At 71.6% G+C, this 22345-nt stretch carries 24 protein-coding genes; 7 read left to right on the forward strand and 17 right to left on the reverse strand.

What is annotated here, in order from left to right; genetic code table 11:
• Nucleotides 1-4: 4 nt before the first annotated feature.
• From ACFPLC_RS28140 to kstD, 4 genes are read right to left on the reverse strand one after another with little or no spacing between them, the layout of a single operon-like run.
• A complete protein-coding gene (locus tag ACFPLC_RS28140; RefSeq protein ID WP_378192926.1) occupies nt 5-1036 on the reverse strand; it encodes a 2Fe-2S iron-sulfur cluster-binding protein in 1032 nt (343 codons plus the stop codon).
• The gene (locus tag ACFPLC_RS28145; protein ID WP_378192928.1) at nt 1029-1286 is read right to left on the reverse strand and encodes a hypothetical protein; all 258 of its coding nucleotides are present in this window, start codon (nt 1284-1286) and stop codon (nt 1029-1031) included. The genes ACFPLC_RS28140 and ACFPLC_RS28145 overlap by 8 nt, the downstream gene beginning before the upstream one ends.
• Nucleotides 1283-2419, reverse strand: coding sequence for a Rieske 2Fe-2S domain-containing protein (locus tag ACFPLC_RS28150; RefSeq protein WP_378192930.1), 1137 nt, complete (start codon nt 2417-2419; stop codon nt 1283-1285). The genes ACFPLC_RS28145 and ACFPLC_RS28150 overlap by 4 nt, the downstream gene beginning before the upstream one ends.
• On the reverse strand, nt 2416-4080 hold the full coding sequence (kstD, locus tag ACFPLC_RS28155; RefSeq protein WP_378192932.1) for a 3-oxosteroid 1-dehydrogenase: 1665 nt from the start codon (nt 4078-4080) through the stop codon (nt 2416-2418). The genes ACFPLC_RS28150 and kstD overlap by 4 nt, the downstream gene beginning before the upstream one ends.
• 100 nt (nt 4081-4180) lie before the next feature.
• On the opposite strand from kstD, the gene ACFPLC_RS28160 reads away from it, so the two are divergent.
• The 6 genes from ACFPLC_RS28160 (at nt 4181) to ACFPLC_RS28185 (ending at nt 9998) form a co-directional block, all read left to right on the forward strand.
• Nucleotides 4181-5782 (forward strand): FAD-binding protein, encoded by a 1602-nt coding sequence (locus ACFPLC_RS28160; protein WP_378192934.1) that lies wholly within the window; start codon nt 4181-4183, stop codon nt 5780-5782.
• Nucleotides 5783-5816: 34 nt separating this feature from the next.
• Complete coding sequence (gene hsaA / locus ACFPLC_RS28165; RefSeq protein ID WP_378192936.1) at nt 5817-6980, forward strand: 3-hydroxy-9,10-secoandrosta-1,3,5(10)-triene-9,17-dione monooxygenase oxygenase subunit; 1164 nt, start codon at nt 5817-5819, stop codon at nt 6978-6980.
• Nucleotides 6980-7822 (forward strand): 4,5:9,10-diseco-3-hydroxy-5,9,17-trioxoandrosta-1(10),2-diene-4-oate hydrolase, encoded by an 843-nt coding sequence (gene hsaD / locus ACFPLC_RS28170; protein ID WP_378192938.1) that lies wholly within the window; start codon nt 6980-6982, stop codon nt 7820-7822. The genes hsaA and hsaD overlap by 1 nt, the downstream gene beginning before the upstream one ends.
• The gene (gene hsaC, locus ACFPLC_RS28175; RefSeq protein ID WP_378192939.1) at nt 7822-8733 is read left to right on the forward strand and encodes an iron-dependent extradiol dioxygenase HsaC; all 912 of its coding nucleotides are present in this window, start codon (nt 7822-7824) and stop codon (nt 8731-8733) included. The genes hsaD and hsaC overlap by 1 nt, the downstream gene beginning before the upstream one ends.
• The gene (gene hsaB, locus ACFPLC_RS28180; protein ID WP_191315785.1) at nt 8730-9269 is read left to right on the forward strand and encodes a 3-hydroxy-9,10-secoandrosta-1,3,5(10)-triene-9,17-dione monooxygenase reductase subunit; all 540 of its coding nucleotides are present in this window, start codon (nt 8730-8732) and stop codon (nt 9267-9269) included. Before hsaC ends, hsaB begins: the two co-directional genes overlap by 4 nt.
• A 129-nt stretch (nt 9270-9398) precedes the next feature.
• Complete coding sequence (locus tag ACFPLC_RS28185) at nt 9399-9998, forward strand: Rv1733c family protein (RefSeq protein WP_378192941.1); 600 nt, start codon at nt 9399-9401, stop codon at nt 9996-9998.
• Nucleotide 9999: 1 nt separating this feature from the next.
• Here ACFPLC_RS28185 and ACFPLC_RS28190 read toward each other — a convergent pair whose 3' ends face one another.
• The 11 genes from ACFPLC_RS28190 to ACFPLC_RS28240 form a co-directional block, all read right to left on the reverse strand.
• Nucleotides 10000-10254: a Smr/MutS family protein gene (locus tag ACFPLC_RS28190; RefSeq protein WP_378192943.1), complete on the reverse strand. Its 255-nt coding sequence runs from the start codon at nt 10252-10254 to the stop codon at nt 10000-10002.
• A complete protein-coding gene (locus ACFPLC_RS28195) occupies nt 10251-10430 on the reverse strand; it encodes a hypothetical protein (protein WP_378192945.1) in 180 nt (59 codons plus the stop codon). The genes ACFPLC_RS28190 and ACFPLC_RS28195 overlap by 4 nt, the downstream gene beginning before the upstream one ends.
• Nucleotides 10385-10690, reverse strand: coding sequence for a hypothetical protein (locus ACFPLC_RS28200; RefSeq protein WP_378192947.1), 306 nt, complete (start codon nt 10688-10690; stop codon nt 10385-10387). The genes ACFPLC_RS28195 and ACFPLC_RS28200 overlap by 46 nt, the downstream gene beginning before the upstream one ends.
• Nucleotides 10675-11736, reverse strand: a complete 1062-nt coding sequence (locus ACFPLC_RS28205) for an MBL fold metallo-hydrolase (protein WP_378192949.1) — start codon at nt 11734-11736, stop codon at nt 10675-10677. The genes ACFPLC_RS28200 and ACFPLC_RS28205 overlap by 16 nt, the downstream gene beginning before the upstream one ends.
• A 9-nt stretch (nt 11737-11745) precedes the next feature.
• Nucleotides 11746-12762 carry a fatty acid desaturase family protein gene (locus ACFPLC_RS28210; RefSeq protein ID WP_378192951.1) on the reverse strand — a complete coding sequence of 339 codons (1017 nt, stop codon included), beginning with the start codon at nt 12760-12762 and terminating at the stop codon, nt 11746-11748.
• Nucleotides 12763-12927: 165 nt separating this feature from the next.
• On the reverse strand, nt 12928-15285 hold the full coding sequence (locus tag ACFPLC_RS28215) for an ATP-binding cassette domain-containing protein (RefSeq protein ID WP_378192952.1): 2358 nt from the start codon (nt 15283-15285) through the stop codon (nt 12928-12930).
• Nucleotides 15282-15521: an AraC family transcriptional regulator gene (locus tag ACFPLC_RS28220; protein ID WP_378192954.1), complete on the reverse strand. Its 240-nt coding sequence runs from the start codon at nt 15519-15521 to the stop codon at nt 15282-15284. Before ACFPLC_RS28220 ends, ACFPLC_RS28215 begins: the two co-directional genes overlap by 4 nt.
• Entirely contained in the window at nt 15506-16711 is a 1206-nt protein-coding gene (locus ACFPLC_RS28225) for an MFS transporter (RefSeq protein ID WP_378192956.1), read from the reverse strand. Before ACFPLC_RS28225 ends, ACFPLC_RS28220 begins: the two co-directional genes overlap by 16 nt.
• A gap of 32 nt (nt 16712-16743) precedes the next feature.
• Entirely contained in the window at nt 16744-17154 is a 411-nt protein-coding gene (locus ACFPLC_RS28230) for a VOC family protein (RefSeq protein ID WP_191315778.1), read from the reverse strand.
• A gap of 10 nt (nt 17155-17164) precedes the next feature.
• Complete coding sequence (locus ACFPLC_RS28235; protein ID WP_086844191.1) at nt 17165-17608, reverse strand: helix-turn-helix transcriptional regulator; 444 nt, start codon at nt 17606-17608, stop codon at nt 17165-17167.
• A gap of 110 nt (nt 17609-17718) precedes the next feature.
• A complete protein-coding gene (locus ACFPLC_RS28240; RefSeq protein WP_378192959.1) occupies nt 17719-18609 on the reverse strand; it encodes a LysR family transcriptional regulator in 891 nt (296 codons plus the stop codon).
• Nucleotides 18610-18741: 132 nt separating this feature from the next.
• Between ACFPLC_RS28240 and ACFPLC_RS28245 the strand changes: the two genes are divergently transcribed.
• Nucleotides 18742-20148 carry an MFS transporter gene (locus tag ACFPLC_RS28245; RefSeq protein ID WP_378193164.1) on the forward strand — a complete coding sequence of 469 codons (1407 nt, stop codon included), beginning with the start codon at nt 18742-18744 and terminating at the stop codon, nt 20146-20148.
• A gap of 531 nt (nt 20149-20679) precedes the next feature.
• Here ACFPLC_RS28245 and ACFPLC_RS28250 read toward each other — a convergent pair.
• Together ACFPLC_RS28250 and ACFPLC_RS28255 are read right to left on the reverse strand one after the other, a co-directional pair.
• Complete coding sequence (locus ACFPLC_RS28250; protein WP_191315776.1) at nt 20680-22122, reverse strand: NAD(P)/FAD-dependent oxidoreductase; 1443 nt, start codon at nt 22120-22122, stop codon at nt 20680-20682.
• Nucleotides 22115-22345 carry a ferredoxin gene (locus ACFPLC_RS28255; RefSeq protein ID WP_013224408.1) on the reverse strand — a complete coding sequence of 77 codons (231 nt, stop codon included), beginning with the start codon at nt 22343-22345 and terminating at the stop codon, nt 22115-22117. The genes ACFPLC_RS28250 and ACFPLC_RS28255 overlap by 8 nt, the downstream gene beginning before the upstream one ends.

A 22345-nucleotide genomic window follows, 5' to 3' on the forward strand; every position in this document is an offset into this window, starting at 1 on the left:
CTCCCTATTCGTAGCTGATCGAGACCTCGTCGGTGACCGGCAGCGACTGGCAGGCCAGCACGATGCCGTCCGCCATGTCCTCGGCGTCGAGGACCTCGTTGTGCAGCATCTTCACCTCGCCGGACACCACCCGGCAAGCGCACGCGCTGCACTGCCCCTCCCGGCACGAATAGGGCGCGTCCAGGCCCGCGTCCAGCAGGTGGTCGAGGAGCTTCCGCTGCCGCGGCCACCCCATCGACCGCGTCTCCCCGTCGAGGGTCACCGTCAGCGACGCCGGTGCTTCGTCCGAAGGCTCCTCGACGATCTCGACGGGCTCTTCGAACGGGTTCCCGGTCAGCGACGTGAACTTCTCGACGTGCACCCGCTCCCGTGGCACCCCGAGCTGCCCGAGCGCCTCCCGCACGGCCGCCATGAACGGCGCCGGCCCGCACAGGAAAGCCTCGTGCGAGGTGTACGCCGAGGCCAGCCCGCGCAGCTGCGAGACGTCCGGCAGGCCCTGCACGCTTTCCAGCCAGTGCACGACCACCAGCCGGTCGCCGTACCGCTTGGCCAGCGCCGACAGCTCGCCCGCGAAGATCACCGAGCGCTCGTCGCGGTTGGCGTAGACCAGCACGACCCGGCCGGAACCGGTCTCCAGTGCCGTCTTGAGGATCGCCATCACCGGCGTGATGCCACTGCCGCCGGCGAAGAGCAGGAAGTCCTCGTCCACCGAGGCCGGGCAGAACACCCCGGCCGGCGCCAGCACGTCGACCTGCATCCCCGGCCGCAACGACGAGCAGATCCAGCTCGACCCGTACCCGCCGTCGGTCCGCTTGACCGTCACCTGCACGCGGTTCTCGTGCGGCGCGCTCGACAGCGAGTAACACCGTGCCACCGAGCCGGTCTGCTCGCTGGGGATCTTCAAGGTCAGGAACTGTCCCGCCGAATAAGCAAAAGCGGAAGCGTGCTCGGGCGGGATCTCGAAGACCACCGACCGCGCGTCCGGCGTTTCGACGACGACGTCGGCGACGGTCAGCGTGTAGACCCGCTCAGCCATCGGCCACCGCCAGCGTGCCTTCGCGCACGGCGTCGGCGATGCTGTCGGACAGCTTTGGGCACGTGTCGAGCAACGCCGACGGGCCGTCGGCGTCCGCGAACACCGGGCAGGTGTCGGCGGGCCGGCTGGTCCACTGGATGCTCGTGTGCTGGATGCTGTTCTTCTTCACCAGCACGCACGTCCCGCAGCTGCGGCACTCGTGCGGTCGCAGGCCGCCCGAGAGGAACTCGGTCTGTTCGGCGGTGGTCACACTTCCGCCTCGGTCTTCTGCCGCGCCAGGTTCTCCGCGACCTCCGCCGCCCACGCCTCGTTCGCCTTCGAAGTGTCCACTTCGAACTCGAAGCGCCGGGTCATGTCCTCGGTGACGTCGGTGGCGTCGACGTAGAACTGCTGGTACCACCGGCGGAGCTGGTAGACCGGACCGTCCTCTTCGCACAGCAGGGGGTTGTCGATCTGGGTCTTGTGCTTCCAGATCTCGACGTCCTGCAGGAACCCCGCGCCGATCCCGCGCGCCAGCTTGGCGGCGATCTTGTCCGCGTGCTCGTCGGAGATGCCCGGCGGCTTCCGCACCTTCATGCCGTACTGCAGCACGAACGACGTCGGCGTGACGGGGTAGTGGCAGTTGATGAGCACGCTCTCGATTTCGTAGCCCTGGAACGAGTTCACCAGTTTGTTGATCATGTACGACGGCCCGAAGTACGACGCCTCCGACCGCAGCAGGTTCTCCTCGCCGCCGTAGTTCGACGCCATCCCCATGTCCGGGCGGCCCTTGGTGTTGAGGTACTGCGTGGCGATGTGGCCTTCGAACACGTTCTTGAAGTACGTCGGGTAGGCGTAGTGGATGTAGAAGAAGTGGGCCATGTCCACGACGTTGTCGATGATCTCGCGGCAGTTGGAGCCGTCGATGAAGATCTCGTCCCAGGTCCAGTTGCTCCACTCGTCGCTGTGGGCGGCCTCGATCCGCGGGATCGCCAGCTCCGCGGGCGGCGGGTTGCCTTCCGGGTCGTGCCAGACGAGCAGCTGCCCGTTCTGCACCTCCGACGTCCACGACCGCGTCCGCGCGCGCAGCGGAACCCGCTTGGCGTAGGGGATCGAGACGCACTTGCCCTTGCCGTTCCAGCGCCAGTCGTGGAACGGGCAGGCGACCTCGTCGCCCTTCACCGTGCCCTGGGTGAGGTCGCCGCCCATGTGCCGGCAGTAGCCGTCGAGCACGTGCAGCTCGCCCGCCGAGTCCGCCCACACCACCAGCTTCGTGCCGAACGCGGTGATCGCGTGGGGTTTCCCGTCGCGGAAGGTCTCCGCCAGGCCGAGGCAGTGCCAGCCGCGGGCGAACCGGGTCGGCGGCTCACCGGCGTAGATGGTGCGTACCGATTCCTGCGTCATCGCTGCCCTCCCGTGGTCCCCTGATCTTCGTTCGCCAGCCGCGTCGCCGCAAGGTAGCCGAACACCATGGCGGGGCCGATGGTCGCGCCGGGCCCGGCGTACGTCCGGCCCATGACGGCCGCGCTGGCGTTGCCCGCGGCGAACAGCCCCGGTACGGCCGAGCCGTCCTCGCGCAGGACCTGCGCGTGTTCGTCGGTGCGCAGCCCGCCCTTGGTGCCCAGGTCGCCCGGCACGATCTTCACCGCGTAGAACGGCGCCTTGTCGAGCGGGCCGAGGCTGGGGTTGGGTTTGTTGCGCGGGTCGCCGTAGTAGTGGTCGTACTTGCTGACTCCGCGGTGGAAGTCCTCGTCGACGCCTCGCCGCGCGAAGCCGTTGAAGCGCTCGAGGGTGGCTTCCAGTGCGGACGCCGGGACGTCGATCTTCGCCGCCAGCCCGGCCAGTGTCGACGACTTCGCCGCGATCCCGGCCTTGAACCAGCGGCCGGGCAGCGGCTGGCGCGGCCCGATGCCGGTGAACATGTACCGGTCCTTGTAGCGCTGGTCGAACAGGAGCCAGGTCGGGATGTGCTGCCCCGGCCCGTCGCCGGGGCCGTACATCGCGTGCACGGCCTCGACGTACGGCGCCGACTCGTTGACGAACCGCTCGCCGCGCGCGTCGACCATGATGCTGCGCGGCCGCGACCGCTCGGCCAGCGCGAACCACGGCCCGCCGGTGAGCGGCAGCGACGGCCCCCACCAGGCGTCGTCCATCAGGTCGAGGGCCGCGCCGAGCTTGAGGCCGGCGGTGATGCCGTCGCCGGTGTTGGCCTCCGCGCCGACGGTCCAGTCGACGCCGATCGGCGCGCGCTGGTACTTCTCGCGCATCTCCAGGTTCCGCTCGAAGCCGCCGCTGCCGAGGATCACGCCCCGCCGGGCGCCGATGACCCCCTGCGAAGTGACGACGCCGGTCACCCGGTCGTCGTCGACCTGGAGGTCGACCAGGGGCGTGTTCAGCCGGACCTCGACCCCGGCCCGGGCGAGCCCGACCCGGAGCCCGGCCGCCAGCGCTTGCCCCATGCTCAGCAGCTGCTGCCCGCGGAGCTTGCCGACGAGCCACTGCCCGCCCAGCGACAGCAGGCGGACGGCGCCGCGCGGGTGCCTCGCGAGCAGGCTCAGCCAGCGGTAGTCGGCCTGGGTGATCGGCACGCCGAGCGGGGGAGCGCTGTACGGCGGTTCGAGGTGGGCCAGCTCGGCGCCGAGCAGCTTGCCGTCGAGGGCGACGGGCTCGACCGACCGCCCGCCGGGCCGCCCGCCGGGCGCTTCGGGGTGGTAGTCGCTGTAGTCGCGGACCCACCGGAACTTCAGCGGCGTGTGGTCGCAGACGAACTTCAGCACCTCGGGGCCGTGCGCGAGGAACGTGTCGCGCCGGACGGCCGGGACGACGTCCCCGACGATCGAGGCGAGGTACTCGCGCGCCCGTTCGGGGGGTTCGTCGATCCCGGCGGCCCGCAGCGCGTGGTTGCCCGGGATCCAGACGCCGCCGCCGGACCGCGCCGTCGAGCCGCCGAAGCAGGCCGCCTTTTCCAGGACGACGACGCTCAAGCCGTGGTGGGCCGCAGCCAGCGCGGCGGTCATCCCGGCGGCGCCGCTGCCGACCACGACGACGTCGAACTGCTCGCTCATACCACCTCACCTGTAACGTGTTCCACGACAGAAGTATCCAGTTGGGAGCGCCTTTCGGCCACGATAGACGAGAACGTGTTTCAGTTCTAGGGTAGCCACCATGGACGCACTCGTCGCGGACGTGGTCATCGTGGGATTCGGGGCGGCCGGCGCCTGTGCCGCCCTCGAAGCGGCCGACGCGGGCGCCGACGTCGTCATCGTCGAGCGCTTCGCCGGCGGAGGGGCCAGCGCGGTCAGCGGTGGCGTCGTCTACGCCGGTGGCGGCACCAGCCAGCAGCTCGACGCGGGTGTCGACGATTCCGTCGACGCGATGTACGCCTACCTGCGGCTGGAAACCGGGGACGTCGTCTCGGCGCGGACGCTGCGGCGGTTCTGCGAGGGCAGCCGCGAGATGATCACCTGGCTGGAGGGCAACGGCGTGCCGTTCGAAGGCAGCCTCTGCCCCTACAAGACGTCGTACCCGAGCGACCGGTACTACCTCTACTACTCCGGCAGCGAGGCCGCCGGCGGGTTCCGCGACGCGGCGAAACCGGCGCCCCGCGGCCACCGCGTCAAGGGGCCCGGGACCTCGGGGAAGATGCTGATGGCGCGGCTCAAGGCGGCCGTGCGCGCCCGCGGGATCCGGGTGCTGACCCAGACGACCGCCCGAAGCCTGATCCGCGACGGCGCGGGCCGCGTCACCGGGCTCGTCGCCGACACCCTGAGCGACGCGCCCGCGTCGGTGCGGGCGCGGCACCAGCGCCTCGCGCAGTACGCGGCGAAACCCGGGATCTACGTGCCGTCGCTGCGCAAGTCGCTCCACCGCCGGGTCGAGCGCTTCGAGCGGGCGCACGGCCGTGAGCTGCGGATTTCCGCCCGGCGCGGGATCGTGCTCGCCGCCGGTGGCTTCATCGCCGACCGCGAGATGGTGCGCGAGCACGCCCCGGCCTACCGCGGCGGGCTCGCGCTCGGCACGTCCGCCGACAACGGGTCGGGCATCCGGATGGGGGTCGAGGCCGGCGGGGCGACCGGGGAGCTGGACCGGATCTCCGCGTGGCGGTTCGTCACCCCGCCGAGCGCGTTCCTCGGCGGGATCATCGTCGACGCCGCGGGCCGGCGGGTCATCGACGAATCCCGCTACGGCGCCGCGGTCGGCGAAAAGCTCATCGAGGACCACGGGAGCAAGGGCTGGCTGCTGGTCGACGCGCCGATCGTGGCCGAGGCGCGCCGGGACGGCCGCCGGCAGAGCCAGTGGTTCCAGTGGCTCCAGCTGCGGTACCTGCTGCGCCGGGGCCGGGTCGTGGGGCAGACGGTCGAAGAGGTGGCGCGCAAGGCCGGCGTCGACCCGCAGGGGCTGCGCGCGAGCGTCGAGGCCTACCACGGCGACCGGGATCCGGTGGGCAAGCCGACCGAGTTCGTGCGGCGGCTGGACAACCCGCCGTACTCGCTGATCGACATCTCGGTGCGGCCCAACCTCGGGTACCCCACGCCGATGCTGACCCTCGGCGGCCTGGTCGTCGACGAGGACACCGGCGCGGTGCGGAGCACGGCGGGTGCGCCGATCCCCGGGCTGTACGCCGCCGGCCGCACCGCCGTGGGAATCTGTTCCAGGTCCTACGTGAGCGGCCTGTCCCTGGCCGACTGCGTGTTTTCCGGCCGCAGAGCGGGGATCAACAGCGCCCTGGCGCAGGGCGTTCTCGACAAAAACGAGAACGTGTTCTAGTCTCTCAGGTGAGCGAAACGAGAGAGGAACGCGCATGAGCGAGCAGGTGATCGCCGGGGTCCGGGACCTCCTGCCGGTCCTGCGGGAACGGGCCCAGGACACCGAGGACGCGCGCCGCGTCCCCGAGGAGTCCGTCAAGGCCCTGCAGGAGACCGGGTTCTTCAAGCTGCTGCAGCCGAAGCTCCACGGGGGCTTCGAAGCCGACCCGGTGAGCTTCTACACCGCGGTCAAGCTGATCGCGAGCGCGTGCGGGTCCACCGGCTGGGTCGCCTCCATCCTCGGCGTCCACCCGTGGCACGTGGCCCTGTTCGACGCGCAGGCGCAGCAGGAGGTCTGGGGCGATGACCAGGACGTGCGGATCTCGTCGTCGTACGCGCCGATGGGCAAGGCCGAGGTCGTCGAGGGCGGCTACCGCCTCTCGGGCCGGTGGAGCTTCTCGTCCGGGTCCGACCACTGCACGTGGGTGCTGCTCGGGGGACCCGCGTTCAAAGACGGCAAGCCGGTCGACTTCTGCACCTACCTGCTGCCGATCGCCGACTACACGATCGTGGACGTCTGGGACACGATCGGCCTGCGCGGCACCGGCTCGAACGACATCGTCGTCGAGGACGTCTTCGTGCCGCAGCACCGGGCGCTGAGCTTCATCGCGACGTCGAAGTGCAAGGTGCCGGGCCAGGCCGTCAACCCGGGGCCGCTGTACCGGCTCCCATACGGCTCGGTGCACCCGACCACGATCACCGCGCCGATCATCGGCATGGCCCAGGGTGCCTACGACGCGCACGTCGAGCACCAGCGCAAGCGCGTCCGGGCCGCGTACGCGGGCGAACAGTCCAAAGAGGACCCGTTCGCCAAAGTGCGGATCGCCGAGGCGGCCAGCGAAATCGACGCCGCCTGGCTGCAGCTGACCCGCAACATCGAGGAGCTGTACGAGCTGGCCAAGCGCGAGGAGCGGCTGCCGAGCGACCTGCGGCTGCGCGTCCGGCGCGACCAGGTGCGCGGCACCGAGCGCGCGATCGCCGCGATCGACCGGCTCTTCGAAAACTCCGGCGGCCGCGCGATCCAGCGCGGCACGCCGATCCAGCGCTTCTGGCGCGACGCGCACGCGGGCCGCGTCCACGCGGCCAACGACGCCGAGCGCGCGTACGTCATGTATGGCACCGGCGCCTTCGGGCTCCCCGTCGAGAACGCGATGTACTGATGGCTCCTGAGGGAAAGTACGTCCAGGCCGGGTCGCTCAAGCTGCACTACCACGAAGCCGGTGCGGAGCACGCCGAGACGGTGATCCTGCTGCACGGCGGCGGGCCCGGCGCGTCGGCGTGGAGCAACTTCGGGCGCAACCTGCCGGAGTTCGCCAAGCACTACCGGACGATCGCCGTCGACCAGCCCGGGTTCGGGCGGTCGGACAAGCCGACCGAGCACCCGCAGTACTTCCGGCACAGCGCGGACGCCGTCGCCGGGCTGATGGACACGCTCGGCATCGAGCGCGCCCACTTCGTCGGCAACTCCCTCGGCGGGGGTGCGGCGGTGCGGTTCGCGCTGAACCACGGCAAGCGCGCCGGGCGGCTGGTGCTGATGGGGCCGGGCGGGCTGAGCGTCAACCTGTTCGCGCCCGACCCGACCGAGGGTGTCAAGAACCTCGGCCGGTTCGCCGCGAAGCCTTCTCGTGAGCGCATGGAAGCGTTCCTGCGCATCATGGTCCACGACCAGGCGCTGATCACCGACGAGCTGATCGACGAACGCTTCGCCGCCGCGAACACGCCCGAGTCCCTGGCCGCGATGCGGGCGATGGGGATGTCGTTCGCGCAGCCGGACACCTATGAAGAGGGCCTGCTCTGGCGTGAGGCCCACCGCCTGCGCCAGCGCGTACTCTTGGTCTGGGGACGCGAGGACCGCGTCAACCCGCTGGACGGCGCGCTGGTGGCACTCAAGACGATTCCGCGCGCGCAGCTGCACGTGTTCGGCGGCTGCGGGCACTGGGCCCAGCTGGAGAAGTTCGACGAGTTCAACCGGCTGGCCCTCGACTTCCTCGGGAGTTCCTGATGGGCATCCGGTCACTGGGCTACCTCCGCATCGAAGCCACCGACATGGCGGCCTGGCGCGAGTACGGCCTCAAGGTGCTCGGCATGGTGGAAGGCAGCGGCACCGACCCGGACGCGCTCTACCTGCGCATGGACGACTTCCCGGCGCGCCTGGTGATCTCGCCGGGCTCCGCGGATCGCCTCGCGGTCACCGGCTGGGAGGTTGCGCACGCGGCGGAGCTGGCCGAGCTGCGGTCGCGGCTGGACGCCGCTTCGGTGCCGTACAAGGAAGGCACGCCCGACGAGCTGGCCGACCGGCGCGTCGACGAGCTGATCAGCTTCGACGACCCGTCCGGCAACACCCAGGAGGTGTTCCACGGCGTCGCGCTGCAGCACCGGCGGGTGGTGAGCCCGTACGGCCACAAGTTCGTCACCGGCGAGCAGGGCCTCGGCCACGTCGTCTTGTCCACAAAGGACGATGAGGCGTCGCTGCGGTTCTACCGGGACGTCCTCGGCTTCCGGCTGCGCGATTCGATGCGCCTGCCGCCGCAGCTGGTCGGCAGGCACGCCGACGGCCCGCCCGCGTGGCTGCGGTTCTTCGGCTGCAACCCGCGCCACCACAGCCTGGCGTTCCTGCCGATGCCGACGCCGTCCGGGATCGTGCACCTGATGGTCGAGGTGGAGAACACCGACGACGTCGGCCTCTGCCTCGACCGCGCGATCCGGCGGAAGGTGCCGATGTCGGCCACGCTCGGCCGGCACGTCAACGACCTGATGCTGTCGTTCTACATGAAGACCCCGGGCGGCTTCGACGTCGAATTCGGCTGCGAAGGCCGTCAGGTCGACGACGACAATTGGATCGCCCGCGAGAGCACCGCGGTGTCGCTGTGGGGCCACGACTTCTCGGTCGGCGCGCGGCCCCCGGGCGCATGACCTCCGTGGCGGTCGACCAGACCGAGTTCCGCAGCGTGCTCGGGCACTTCTGCACGGGCGTCACGGTCGTCACCGGCCGTGACGGCGACACGCTCGCCGGGTTCGCCTGCCAGTCGTTCGCGGCGCTGTCGCTCGACCCGCCGCTGGTGCTGTTCTGCCCGGCTCGCACGTCGCGGACCTGGCCGGTGCTGGCGGCGGCGGGGCGGTTCGCGGTCAACGTGCTGGCCGAGGACCAGCAGGAGGTCAGCGCGGTGTTCGGCGCCCGCGGCGAGGACAAGTTCGCCCGGTTCGGCTGGACCCCCGCGCCGTCCGGCGCGCCCCTGCTCGACGGCGCGCTGACTTGGATCGACTGCGCCCTCGAAGCCGTGCACGAAGCGGGTGACCACTACGTCGTGATCGGCCGCGTGACGGCACTGGGCGCGCCGTCGGACGCCCGCCCGCTGCTGTTCCACCGCGGCCGGTACGCGGTCACCGAGCCGGCCCGCGACGCGCTCGCGGCCATGCTGCCCTGGCCGCGTCCGGACGACTGGCTGTAACCGCGCTCGCTCCACCGGGTGGTTGTGCACGGTTTCACAGGTGGGCCGCGTCCCATTCACAAGAGAAAGCCGAGCCCGGCGCGCACACTGTTACCGAGAAGACACCTTCCCGGGAGGAGTGAGTCGCGCATGCGCGGGCCCAGCGGACGAATCGCCCGGTTCGGGCGGCGGCTGCGTCCCGGCCGCAACCCCGTGGCCCGGGCAGGCGACCGCGTCGAAGCCCTCCTCCTGCTCTTGGCCGTCGTCGGCGCGTTCCTCGCGATCCCGTTCGCGGCGGCGTTCGGTTCGGAGACGTACGCGGCGCAGAACGCCCGCGCGGCCCAGGAGCGCACCACGCGCCACCCGGCAACGGCGGTTTCCCTCGCGGCGGCGTCCGGCCAGCCGTACAGCACCGACGGCGCCGGCGCGCCGGCCGCCCAGACGACGGTCCCGGCGGCCTGGTTCGACACGCGCGGCGCCCGCCACACCGGCGACGTCCTCACCGATCCGGGCAGCCCGGCGGGCACCCGCGTGCCGGTCTGGCTGGACCAGCGCGGCGAGCTGGCCGGCGAGCCGCTGTCGGCCGCGACCTCGGCGGCGGACGGCGTGTTCGCGGCGATCCTGCTGTGGGTAGCGATCACCGGCGCCCTGGCGGGGTTGTACGGCATCGCCCGGTTCGTCCTGACCCGCTTCCACGCGGCGGCGTGGGACCGGGCGTGGGCCCAGGCCCGCCACGACAGCCGGTTCTGAGTCACTTCCAGCGGAAGTGCACGAACACCCTGCCGAAGTTGTCCTTGTCCTTCTCGACCCGGTGGTAGAGCGCCTTGACGTCCTTGCGCTCGAGGAACCGCAGGACGTGCTTCTTCAGCTGCCCCGAGCCCTTGCCGGGGATGATCTCGACCAGCGGCGCCTTCTTGGCGACGGCTTCGTCGATGATCGCGCGTAGCGCGCGGTCGATCTCCCCGCTCCGGTTGTAGATGTCGTGCAGGTCCAGCTTCAGCTTCACACGCCCTCCCGGGCTCGAAGGGCCGCTGCCCGCACCCGGCGGGTGCGGCCCTGCTCGGCCAGCACGGCGAGCGCGGCCGGAGCCGCGGGCTCGGCGCACGCCCGCCGCTGCAGCCAGTCGGACGCGCTCGTCAGCTCGCCCTCCAGCCAGCCCTCGTCGCGCGCAGCAGCACCCACTCCCTCAGCCGCCGGGCCGGGAAGCGGTGGTCCGCCACCAGCGCGCCCATCCGGGCCGCCCATGCCGGGAAGCCGGGGCCGGTCAGCAGGGCTGCCGCACGCAGGTCGAGGTGGCGCACGATCGCCGACTCCGCCATCACCCGGTCTGGGTCGGTGAGCACCGTGCGGACCAGGTCCGGCTCGCCGTCGTCGGAAACGTTCGCGAACTCGAGCAGTGAACGCGCGTACCGCTCGTGCTCGCCAGTCACAGCGACTGCCACCAGCCGTCCACCGGTGGCGGCTCGGCTGCGTCGATGCGCTCGCCCGGGCGGGGGATCGCCAGCGGGAGGTCGGCCTCCTTCGCCTCGCTCCACACGCGGTCGGCCGGCTCGCCCCACGGGTGCATCGCCAGCTGGAACGTCGCCCAGTGCACCGGGACCAGCAGCTTCGCCCGGACGTCGAGGCCTGCCGCGACGCCTTCCTCCGGGGTCATGTGGATGTCCGGCCACTGCGGGGCGTACGCGCCGATCTGGATCAGGGCCGCGTCGAACGGGCCGTGCTCGGCGCCGATGGCCGCGAAACCGTCGAAGTACCCCGTGTCGCCGCTGTAGAACACCCGGTGTGCCGGGCCCAGCAGCGCCCACGACGTCCACAGTGTGTCGTCGTTCGTGATGCCGCGGCCGGAGAAGTGCTGGGCCGGCGTCGCCACGAAGCGGACGCCCGCCACCGTCGCCTCTTCGTTCCAGTCGAGCTCGATGATCCGGGCGGCCGGGACGTGCCAGCGTTCCAGGTGCGCGCCGACGCCGAGGGGCACCAGGAAGGGGGCGTCGGAGGAGCCGACGAGCGCGCGGACCGTCGCCAGGTCCAGGTGGTCGTAATGGTCGTGCGAGATCACCACGGCGTCGATCCGGCCGAGCCCGGACAGCGGCACCGGCGGCTCGTGCAGCCGCCGCGGGCCGGCGAACGTGGCGGGGGAGACCCGGTCGCTCCACACCGGGTCGAGCAGCACGCGGGCGCCGTCGAGCTCGACCAGCGCCGAGGCGTGGCCGTACCAGGTCAGGTGCAGGCCGTCCGCCGATTCGACCGGCGCCCCCGCGACCAGCGGCACCGCGCCGGCCGGTTTGCGCAGCTCACGGTGCTCGCCGAAGAACATCTCGCGGAAGATCGTGCGCATCGAGGCCGCGGTCATCGGGTGCCGCGGCGCCGCGTTGCGGAACACCTTGCCGTCGAACTGCGGCGACGAGCGGACCCGCTCGGCCCGGGCGCCGGTGGCCTTCGCGCCGAACGCCGCGGGCAGGTCCCGGATGGCCGCGATCGTCTTCCTCATGCCCCGAGTCTACGAACGCTTCCTGAGAGGGGCCCCAGCTTCATGCAGGTGGGTGAGGGCCTGCCGGTAGGACTCGACCAGGCTCGTCTGCAGGTAGGGAAGGCCCAGCTCGGCGCAGTAGGCCTGGACGATCGGCTGCGCCCGCCGCAGGTGCGGCGACGGCATGCTCGGGAACAGGTGGTGCTCGATCTGGTAGTTGAGGCCGCCGAGAGCGACGTCGGTGACCACGCCGCCGCGGACGTTGCGGGACGTGAGGACCTGCTTGCGGAGGAAGTCGAGCTCGGTGCGCCCGGTCAGCGTCGGCATGCCCTTGTGGTTGGGCGCGAAGATCGATCCCATGTAGACATCCCACAGTCCCTGGTGGACGGCGAAGAACAGCAGCGCCATGCCCGGGCTGAGCACCGTGAACAGCGCGGTGAAGTAGAGGACGAAGTGCCCGGCGAGCAACGCGGCTTCGGCCGTCCGGTGGCGCAGCCCCGGCTTGCGGACCGCGCGGATGCCGGACCAGTGCAGGTTCAGGCCTTCGAGGGTGAGCAGCGGGAAGAACAGGAAGGCCTGGTACCGCCCGATGAACCGGGGGACGCCGCGGCTGGCGCGGGCCTGGTCCTTCGACCAGACGAGGATGTCCGGGTCGACGTCGGGGTCGAGCTCCTCGTGGTTCGGGTTGGCGTGGTGACGGGTGTGCTTGTCCATCCACCAGCCGTAGCTCATCCCGATGCCGAGGTTCCCGGCGACCATCCCGGCGACCTCGGTGGGCCGCCTGCGCCGGAACACCTGCTTGTGCGCGAGATCGTGGGAGAGCAGGGCGATCTGCCCGAACATCACGGCCATGAAGGCCGCGACGGCGAGCTGCCACCAGGAGTTCCCCAGCAGCGCGAAGGCCACCCACCCGGCGGCGAACAACCCGGTGACGACGGCGATCCGTGCGGTGTAGTAGCCGGGACGGCGGTTCATCAGGCCGGCGGCGGAGATGCGGTGGCTCAGCCGGGCGAAGTCGCTCCCGACGCTGTTCTCGGTGGTGGTCACCCACCCGAGTCTTCGCGGTGGGGGGCCGTGCCGGAATGCGGTGCGCTCGAAGGACTTTCCGGGGGCCAGCCCTACCGCCCACGCTGGTATGGGGGCCCGCCCGATGCAGTGAATGACTCATTCCTGGCATCGGACGCCAGGAATGAGTCATTCACTGCGGTCCGGTCAGCCCACGTACTCCGCGAGGTGCTTCCCGGTCAACGTCTTCTTCCGCGCCTTCACCAGCTGTGCCGGGGTTCCCTCGAACACGATCCGGCCGCCGTCGTGACCCGCGCCCGGTCCGAGGTCGATGATCCAGTCCGCGTGGGCCATCACCGCCTGGTGGTGCTCGATGACGATCACCGACTTGCCCGCGTCCACCAGGCGGTCCAGCAGGCCCAGCAGCTGCTCGACGTCCGCCAGGTGCAGGCCGGCCGTCGGCTCGTCCAGGACGTACACCCCGCCCTGCTCCGCCATGTGCGTCGCCAGCTTGATCCGCTGCCGCTCACCCCCCGAAAGCGTCGTCAGGGGCTGCCCCAGCGTCAGGTAGCCGAGGCCGACGTCGGACAGGTGCGTGAGGATCTTGTGCGCCGCGGGCAGCGCCGCGTCGCCGGAAGCGAAGAACTCCAGCGCCGAAGACACCGACATCCCGAGCACCTCGCTGATGTCGCGGCCGCCGAAGGTGTACTCCAGGACGTCGGCGTTGAACCGCTTGCCCTCGCACACCTCGCACGGCGTCGCGGTGCCCGCCATGATCCCCAGGTCCGTGTAGACCACGCCGGCGCCGTTGCAGTTCGGGCAGGCGCCTTCGGAGTTCGCGCTGAACAACGCCGGCTTGACGCCGTTGGCCTTGGCGAACGCCTTGCGGATCGGCTCCAGCAGGCCCGTGTAGGTCGCCGGGTTGCTGCGGCGCGAGCCGCGGATCCCGGTCTGGTCGACCGTCACCACCCCTTCGCCGCCGGACACCGAGCCGTGGATCAGCGAGCTCTTGCCCGAGCCCGCCACCCCGGTCACCACGACCAGCACGCCGAGCGGGATGTCGACGTCGACGTCCTGCAGGTTGTGCGTCGAGGCCCCGCGCACCTCCAGGAAGCTCGACGGCGTGCGCACCGACGGCTTCAGCGACGCGCGGTCGTCCAGGTGCCGCCCGGTCAGCGTCTTGCTCTTCCGCAGACCGTCCACAGTGCCCTCGAAGACGATCTCGCCGCCTTCGGTGCCGGCGCGCGGGCCGAGGTCGACGACGTGGTCGGCGATCGCGATCGCCTCCGGCTTGTGCTCGACGACCAGCACCGTATTGCCCTTGTCGCGCAGCTGCAGCAGCAGGTCGTTCATGCGCCGGATGTCGTGCGGGTGCAGGCCGATCGTCGGCTCGTCGAAGACGTAGGTGACGTCGGTCAGCGACGACCCGAGGTGGCGGATCATCTTGGTGCGCTGGGCTTCCCCGCCGGAAAGCGTCCCGGATGGACGGTCCAGCGAGAGGTAGCCGAGCCCGATCTCGACGAACGAGTCGAGCGTGTGCTTCAGCGCGTCCAGCAGCGGCGCGACCGACGGCTCGGACAGCTTTCCCACCCACGCGGCGAGGTCGCTGATCTGCATCGCGCACGCGTCGGCGATGCTGATGCCGTCGATCTTCGACGACCGCGCCTCCTCCGACAGCCGCGTGCCGTCGCAGTCCGGGCAGGTCTGGAAGGTCACCGCCCGCTCGACGAACGCGCGGATGTGCGGCTGCATCGCGTCGACGTCCTTGGACAGGAAGGACTTCTGGATCGCCGGGACCAGCCCCGAGTAGGTCAGGTTGATGCCCTCGACCTTGATCTTCGTCGGTTCCTTGTAGACCAGGTCGTTGAACTGCTTCTTGGTGTACTTCTTGATCGGCTTGTCCGGGTCGAAGAAGCCGGAGCCGCGGAAGATGCGGCCGTACCAGCCCTCCATGCTGTAGCCCGGGATGGTGATCGCGCCTTCGTTGAGGGACTTGTTCTCGTCGAACAGCGCGGTGAGGTCGATGTCGTTGACCTTGCCGCGGCCCTCGCAGCGCGGGCACATGCCGCCGGTGATGCTGAAGCTGCGCCGCTCCTTGATCTGCCGGCCACCCTTTTCGATGGTGACCGCGCCGGCGCCGCTGATCGAGGCGACGTTGAACGAGAACGCCTGCGGGGAGCCGATGTGCGGCGTCCCGAGCCTGCTGAAGAGGATGCGCAGCATCGCGTTCGCGTCGGTGGCGGTGCCGACGGTGGAGTGCGGGTTGGCGCCCATCCGCTCCTGGTCGACGATGATCGCGGTGGTGATGCCGTCGAGCACGTCGACGTCGGGGCGGGCCAGCGTCGGCATGAACCCCTGCACGAAGGTGCTGTAGGTCTCGTTGATCAGCCGCTGCGACTCGGCGGCGATCGTGCTGAACACCAGCGAGCTCTTGCCCGACCCGGAGACCCCGGTGAACACCGTCAGCCGCCGCTTCGGCAGCTCGACGCTGATGTCCTTGAGGTTGTTCACGCGCGCGCCGTGGACGCGGATGAGGTCGTGGCTGTCGGCGGCGTGCTTGCTCATCGGGTACTCCAGTTTCCGGTCCGGGCTTCGGCGGCTTGCCGGTATTCGTGCGGGGAAAGGCCGTAGGCGTCGCGGAAACGGCGAACGAATTGCGCGACGGGCAGGCCCGCTGTTCCCGCGAGCGTTTCGACGTCGAGGGGAGCCGCGCATTCACGGTCGATGCGGTCGCGGACGCGGCGCAACACCACCAATTCACGCAAGTGATGGTGCGCGGCGGCTTTCAGGCTGAGGCACACGGGGAAATCCCTTCGGGAATGCGCCCGAGCACCGCCCGGGCCGCGATCGGGAGCAGCAGGAGCGTCAGCACGCCGGACAGCACGAGCCCGCCCGTGCTGCCGGCCAGTTCGATCAGCGGGCCGCCCAGGGCGAGCCCGAGCGGGGCGGCCACGGTGGCGCCGGTCGTCCAGAGCGTGACGATCTGCTGCTGCTCCCCGGGCGCGAGCCCGGACTGCAGGAAGCTGTACGCGACCGGGGTGAACGGCGCGTACACCAGGCCGCCCAGGCCGAAGACGAGCAGGGCCACGGTGAGGTCGCCGGTGACGGCGAGCGCGATCGGGCACAGCGCCCACAGGCCGATGATCGCGACCAGCAGCGGCCGCTGCGGCAGGTTCCGCAGCCGGCTGACGAGGGCGGCGCCGAGGAACGCGCCGACCCCGAGCGCACCCCACAGCACCCCCAGCCCGGACGCGCCGGCGTGCAGCGTCCCGCTCACATACAGCGGGAGCGCGACTTCGACCGGCATGTACAGGAAGTTGAAGAAGAACTCGACCACCAGCAGCCGCGCGGCGACCGGACGGCGGCGCAGGATCCGCCAGCCCGACTCGGGGGTGCCTTCCTCGCGCAGCGCGTCCCGGTCCCCGGCCTCGCGGGGAACGCAGGCCAGCAGGATCAGCGCTCCGGCGGCGTCGACGAAGAGCGCGAAACCCGCACCGGCGGTCGCCACGACGACCCCGCCCAGCACCGGCCCGGCGATGTAGAGGGCGAACGTCGTGTTGAGGCCCAGCAGGCCGTTGACCGAGAACCGGCCGGCCTCTCCGGCGGCGGACGTCGCCAGCAGGCGGCGGCTGCTCGAGCCGGCCAGCCGGAACGTCGCGCCGAAGAGGAGCCCCGCGACCAGCACCGGCAGGGTGAGCAGGCCGGTGACGGCCAGGACGCCGAGGGCGGCGAAGGTGGCCGACCGCAGCACGCAGTCGGCGACGAGCAGCGTGCGCGGCGGCACCCGCACCCGGCCGAGGCCGACGGCCAGGGCCAGCACGGTGGACAGGACGAACGGCGCGGCCTCGACGAGCCCGATGGCGATGGCCTTCGGGACGCTGCCGTGCAGGGAGAGCGTCTGCACGGGCATGGCCACCAGGAGCATGCCGGTGCCGACGTTGGCCAGGAGGTCCCCCAGCAGGAGCCCGGCGATCCGCCGGTCGCGCAGCACCTCGCGGTAGCCGTGCGCGGGGGCGGTCGTGGTCAGCGCAGCTCCTGGATGCGCAGGAGGTTGCCTGCCGGGTCGCGGAACGAGCAGTCGCGGATGCCGTAGGGCTGCTCGACCGGCTCCTGGACGACTTCGGCGTTGCCGGCCTCGAGCTTCGCGAACAGGGCGTCGAGGTCCTTGGTGGCGAGGTTGACCCCGGCGTAGGTGCCCTTGGCCATCATCTCGTTGATCATGCGGCGCTCGTCGTCGGTCAGGCCGGGCGTCGCGGCCACCGGCGTCAGCACGATCGCGGTGTCCGGCTGGTTCGGCGGGCCGACGGTGATCCACTGCATGTCGCCGTACTTGACGTTCTGGCGGACCTCGAAGCCGAGGAGGTCGCGGTAGAAGGCGAGCGAGGCTTCCGGATCGGTGTGGGGGAGGAAGCTCGAGTGAATGGTGACGTCCATGGTGGTCACCCTAGGTGGCCGCCGAGGGCCGCGCTTCTCGATTCCTGATCGGTCTGGTGACCTGTTTGGCGACGCACGGCGGCATCCCGACGGTGGCCTCGGCCTGCTGCTCGCGGTACACGCTCGGAGGCATCCCGACCAGCTCGGCGAACCGGGTGCTGAAGGTGCCCAGCGACGAGAAGCCGACGGTGAAGCACACCTCGGTGACGCTCAGCTCGCCCTTCCGCAGCAGGGCCATCGCCCGCTCGATCCGCCGCGTCATGAGGTACGAATACGGTGACTCTCCGTAGGCTCGCCGAAACTGCCGGCTGAGGTGCCCGGCGGACATGTTCACGCCACGGGCCAGCGCCTCGACGTCCAGCGGCTGCGCGTACTCCCGGTCGATCCGGTCCCGCACGCGCCGCAGCAACGCGAGGTCACGCAGGTACTGCGCCGTGGCGGCCGAGCTGGTCACCCCTGAATCCTGCCACGCGCACGGCCTCTCGCGTGTCCGAATCCGCGTTTCGCGTGATCAGGAGCGGATCTCGCGTGGTCAGGGGCGGATCTCGCGTGCTCGGGGACAGGTCAGGGGAGGGCGTCGCGCAGGGTGGTGCGGAGCCATTGCTGGGCCGGGTCCGCGTCCAGGCGGGCGTGCCAGGACAAGCGCACGTCGAGCTCCGGCAGGTCCGCCGGGACCGGGAACCAGCGCAGGCCGAGCGCGCCCGCGTACTGCTCGGCGAGGCGCTGCGGCAGCAGTCCCACGTACGGGCTCGACGCGATCACCAGGGCGGCCACCGCGGCCGTCGGCACGACCGCGGCGACGTGCCGGTGCAGGCCGGCCGCGGCAAGCACGTCGTCCAGCGGCCCGCGGGCGAGACCGCGGCGGGAGGCCGAGACGTGCGGGTGGTGGCACAGCTGCGCCAGGGTCGGCCGCCGGTGTCGTCCCAGCGGGCTGTCCGCGCGCACCGCGGCCACCAGGCGTTCGCGGTACAGCACCGTGCTGCGGATGTCGGGCGCCGGGTGCGTGCCCACGCCGATGTCCAGGTCGATCGAACCGTCGCGGAGGGCCTCGGCGCTCTCGCTGCCTTCGGCCACGAACCGCAGGGTGACGCCCGGAGCGGCGGCCGCCGTGGCTTCGGCCGCCGCCGTCGCCAGCGTCGCGGCCACGCCGTCGTTGATGCGGATCGTGAACGTCCGGTCGAGGGCGGCGAGCGAAAACTCGGTGTTGACCAGCGACGCCGCTTCCTCCAACAGCGAGCGGACCCGGGGCGCGGTGTGCAGCGCGAACGGCGTCGGCGCCAGCCCGCGGCCGGCGCGGACCAGGATCGGGTCGCCCATCGCCCGCCGCAGCCGGCCCAGCGCCCGGCTGGTCGCCGGGATGGACAGGTGGAGGCGCTCGGCCGCCGCCGTCACGCTCCCGTCCCGCAGGAGCGCGTCGAACACGCGCAGGAGGTTCAGGTCGAGCTGCTCGGACACAGTTGCAGCATACGCAAAGCACTCTTGTCGAAGTTGCGTCGCGCGCAGTGGTCGATCGTCCCTAGCGTCGGGTTCATGTCCACTTCCCTTTCCCTGCGCGCCCCGGTGTCCCACCGTGGGCTGCTCACGCTCATGTGCGCCGCTGTGGTGCTCGTCGTCGGGATGGTCGCCGCGATCAACCTCGCGGTCCCGCCGCTCGCCGCGAGCGGGCTGCACCCGTCCGCGCCGGCGCTGGTCTGGATCGTCGACACCTACGTGATCGTGTTCGCCTGCCTGGTGATCCCCGCCGGTGCCGCCGGCGACCGGTTCGGCCGCAAGGGCGTCCTGCTGACCGGCCTCGGGCTGTTCGCCGCGGGCACGCTGCTGTCGGCTCTGGCACCGGACGTCGCCGTGCTGCTCGCGGGCCGGGCGCTCACCGGGGTCGGCGCGGCCGCGGTGCTGCCCAACTCGCTGGCCGTCCTGCTGCACGCCGTGCCCGCCGGCCGCCGGGCGGGCACGATCGCCACCTGGGCGTCGATGACCGGCATCGGCGGCGTCGCCGGCAACGTCGGCGGCGGCCTGGTCCTGACGGCCGGCTCGTGGCGCTGGCTGTTCACCGCCGCCGCGGCGGTCTCGCTGGGGCTGGGCGTGCTGGCCGCCCGGTACGCGCCGGTGTCGTCGCGCCACGACCGGCCGCTCGGCGCCGGGTCCGCGACGCTGCTGACCGGCGCGTCGGTCGCGCTGCTGCTCGCGATCGTCCAGGGCCCGGAGGCGGGCTGGGGCAGCGTGGTCGTCGTGGGCGGCTTCGCCACGGCCGCCGTGCTGTTCACGGCCTGGGTGTTCGCCGGGCTGCGGTCCGCGCACCCGCTGCTGGACCCCCGGCTGTTCCGGGACCCGCGCCTGCGCAGCGCGTGCCTCGGGCTCACCGCGATCTTCTTCGGCATGTTCGCGCTGTTCTACGTCAACGCGTCGTTCCTGCAGTACGCCAAGGGGTTCGGCGTGCTGGCGACCGGGCTGGGGATCGTCCCGCTGACCGTGCCGGTCATCCTCGGCGGGCCGCACGTGGGCCGGCTGACCGGGCGGATCGGGCTCGACGCGACCATCGCTTGCGCATTCGCGTTCGTCGGCGGTGGTCTGCTGGGATTGTCCACAAGCGACGCCCACACGCCGTACGGCGTCTATGCCGCATGGCTCGTGGTCGCCGGGATCGGGGTGACGCTGGCGTTGCCGGCCCTGTCGGGCGTGATCGCGGGTGCGCTGCCGCCGGCCCAGGCCGGGGTCGGCACCGGGCTGCAGGCCACGACCCGGGAGTTCGGCAGCGCGCTCGGCGTCGCCGTGATCGGCACGGTGTCCACCGCGCGGTTCGCCGCCGCGCTGCCGCCGGACGCCCGCGGGGCGCACACCGTGGCCGAAGCCCTGACCCGGACGTCTCGCCCGGCCGACGTCGTCACGGCGTTCGTCTCGGGGGCGGACGCCGGGCTGCGCGTCACCGGGGTGGCGGTGCTCGTCCTCGGCGCGCTCGTCGTGGGGGAGTCGTGGTGGTCGCGGCGCCGCGCGTGACGGGGAAGGCATCACACGTGATTGGAAGGGCATCTCGCGTGATTGGGAGGGCATCACACGTGATTAGAGGGGCATCACGCGTGATCAGAGGGTCGACTTGCGAACCTCGGGGGTCGGGTTGCGTGCCTGGAGGGTCGGGTTGCGTAGCTGGAGGGTCGGGTGGTGGGGCCGTCCCGGGAGTTCCCGTGCTCCCGGGACGGCCGTGCACCGGTGCTGCTTGACCGTGGCGTTCCTTCCGGCGGCATACCCTTCCGCCGGAACGACCGCCACGGCCCGTGCGCCCCGGCGGAGTGACCCGCCGCGGCGCCTCGACCCCGGGCCCCCGCCCGGTGCGCCGGAAGAAGGCCACCCCGGGGGCGTCGGGTTCCCTCGGGATGGCCCTCTCCTGGCCCGCCGGGCGCTTCGCTTGGCAACAGCGCGAGGCAGGCACGGGGACGCTGGGGCCGGCCACCACACCACCCAGCCGCGGAGGGAGTGTGGTGGCCGGCAAGGGGACGGAGACCGCCGCGCGCAGTTCCGTCCCGGCTTTCTCTACCTCCCCATCGGGATGGCCATGGTCGGCAGCGCCGCCCCCGGCTGCGCGGCGAACGCCGTGGTCGGCGGGGCCGGCAGCGACTGCGCGGGGAACGCCGTCGTGGGGATGTCGTTGGCGAACTCGCTTTCGAACTCGCGCTCGAAGGCCTGGTGGTCGAACCCGCTGTCGAACTCCGGCGGCACGTCGGCCGCCAGCGCGGCGAGCGACGGTTCGACGGTCGGGACCTCGGGGACCTCCGCGACGGGCGCGGGCTCCGGCTCGGGCACGTAGTCGGGTGCGGGCAGCCGGCGGTCGAGCTCGGCCATCCAGTCGAGCATCGCCCGCGGCTTGTCCCACGCGGAGATGCCGACGAGCCGCCCGTCGCGGATGAAGCCGGTGATGCCGTCGGCCAGCGACACGGTGTCCTCGGCCAGCGAAGGCATCCCGCACATCTGCAGGCGCGTGTCGTAGAGCGTCGACCACGCGCGGGGGAGCGGAGTGAACGGGATGGCGCTGGAGTGGCCCATCAGCAGGTTGTCCGCCGCGTGCCGGGCCGACTCGACGGCGTTGATCCAGTGCTCGACCCGCCGCGGGGTCTCGTCGAAGCGCAGGTTCGGCCAGCGCGCGATGTCGCCGGCGATGACGACGTCGGAGGCGCCCTCGGCGAACAGCTTCGAGTCGCAGAGGACGCCGTCGCTGATGTCGAGGCCGGAGCCGCGCATCCAGTCGACCGACGGGACACTGCCGATGGCGAGCACGACGACGCTGGCCACCAGCAGCTGGTTGTTCGTCAGGTGCAGCCCGACGGTGTCCTTCGTGCTGATCCAGTGCCGGACTTCGCTGCGCATGGCCAGGTTCGCGCGGTGCTCGTGGTGTGCCTCGACGATGCCGCTGGAGACGCGGTCGCCGAAGCGGTGCAGCGGCGCCTTCGCGTGCCCGATCAGGGTGACGTCCCGGCCGATGTGCCGCATGCTCGCGGCGAACTCGTTGCCGATCAGGCCGGCGCCGATCACGACGGCCGGCTTCTTGCTGGCGTTGAGGCAGCGCCGCACGGCCATCGAGTCCTCGACCGTGCGCAGGATCCGCACCCGCGGGTCGTGCCGCGGCGCCCCGGGCAGGTGCCGCGGGTAGACGCCGGTCGCGGCGATCAGGCCGTCGTACCAGAGGGATTCGCCGCCGGGCAGGTGCACGACCCGCTCGGTGGTGTCCAGGTGGGTGACCCGCGCGCCGAGCCGCCAGTGCACGTCGAGGTCGGGCAGGTAGTGCGAAAGGCCGACGTCGCTGGGCCGTTCGGTCCCCATCACCAGCGCCTTGGAGACCATCGGCCGGTGGTAGGGCCGCCGGGCCTCGTCGCCGATCAGCACGATCTCGCCGTCGAACTTCTGTTCCCGCAGGCGTTCCGCGGCGCGCAGCCCGGCGACGCCCGCACCGACGATGACGATCCGGTCGCCGTCAGCCATCGAGGTCCCCTCTCATCACGACCGCCTGCATCGGGCAGCAGCGGGCGGCCATCTTCGCCTGTTCGATAGTGGTTTCGTCCAGCAGTCGCGTGTGGAAGCGCAGCCGGCCGTCCTGGCCGAGGTCGAACACGTCCGGGGCCTCCATGGCGCAGATGCCGTAGAGCTCGCACCGGTCGTTGTCGACGCTGATCCGGGGCCCGCCGCCGGGCAAACGGAAGGGCAT

This window comes from Amycolatopsis plumensis, from assembly GCF_042652605.1.
In the GTDB taxonomy this organism is placed as follows: Bacteria; Actinomycetota; Actinomycetes; order Mycobacteriales; family Pseudonocardiaceae; genus Amycolatopsis; species Amycolatopsis plumensis.

Bases quoted from the DNA above. Each gene is read 5' to 3' on its own strand.
- ACFPLC_RS28140 (WP_378192926.1), bottom strand. From the start codon at position 1,036: ATGGCTGAGCGGGTCTACACGCTGACCGTCGCCGACGTCGTCGTCGAA.
- ACFPLC_RS28150 (WP_378192930.1), bottom strand. From the start codon at position 2,419: ATGACGCAGGAATCGGTACGCACCATCTACGCCGGTGAGCCGCCGACC.
- kstD (WP_378192932.1), bottom strand. From the start codon at position 4,080: ATGAGCGAGCAGTTCGACGTCGTCGTGGTCGGCAGCGGCGCCGCCGGG.
- ACFPLC_RS28160 (WP_378192934.1), top strand. From the start codon at position 4,181: ATGGACGCACTCGTCGCGGACGTGGTCATCGTGGGATTCGGGGCGGCC.
- hsaA (WP_378192936.1), top strand. From the start codon at position 5,817: ATGAGCGAGCAGGTGATCGCCGGGGTCCGGGACCTCCTGCCGGTCCTG.
- hsaD (WP_378192938.1), top strand. From the start codon at position 6,980: ATGGCTCCTGAGGGAAAGTACGTCCAGGCCGGGTCGCTCAAGCTGCAC.
- hsaC (WP_378192939.1), top strand. From the start codon at position 7,822: ATGGGCATCCGGTCACTGGGCTACCTCCGCATCGAAGCCACCGACATG.
- hsaB (WP_191315785.1), top strand. From the start codon at position 8,730: ATGACCTCCGTGGCGGTCGACCAGACCGAGTTCCGCAGCGTGCTCGGG.
- ACFPLC_RS28185 (WP_378192941.1), top strand. From the start codon at position 9,399: ATGCGCGGGCCCAGCGGACGAATCGCCCGGTTCGGGCGGCGGCTGCGT.
- ACFPLC_RS28205 (WP_378192949.1), bottom strand. From the start codon at position 11,736: ATGAGGAAGACGATCGCGGCCATCCGGGACCTGCCCGCGGCGTTCGGC.
- ACFPLC_RS28215 (WP_378192952.1), bottom strand. From the start codon at position 15,285: ATGAGCAAGCACGCCGCCGACAGCCACGACCTCATCCGCGTCCACGGC.
- ACFPLC_RS28230 (WP_191315778.1), bottom strand. From the start codon at position 17,154: ATGGACGTCACCATTCACTCGAGCTTCCTCCCCCACACCGATCCGGAA.
- ACFPLC_RS28245 (WP_378193164.1), top strand. From the start codon at position 18,742: ATGTGCGCCGCTGTGGTGCTCGTCGTCGGGATGGTCGCCGCGATCAAC.
- ACFPLC_RS28250 (WP_191315776.1), bottom strand. From the start codon at position 22,122: ATGGCTGACGGCGACCGGATCGTCATCGTCGGTGCGGGCGTCGCCGGG.
- ACFPLC_RS28255 (WP_013224408.1), bottom strand. From the start codon at position 22,345: ATGCCCTTCCGTTTGCCCGGCGGCGGGCCCCGGATCAGCGTCGACAAC.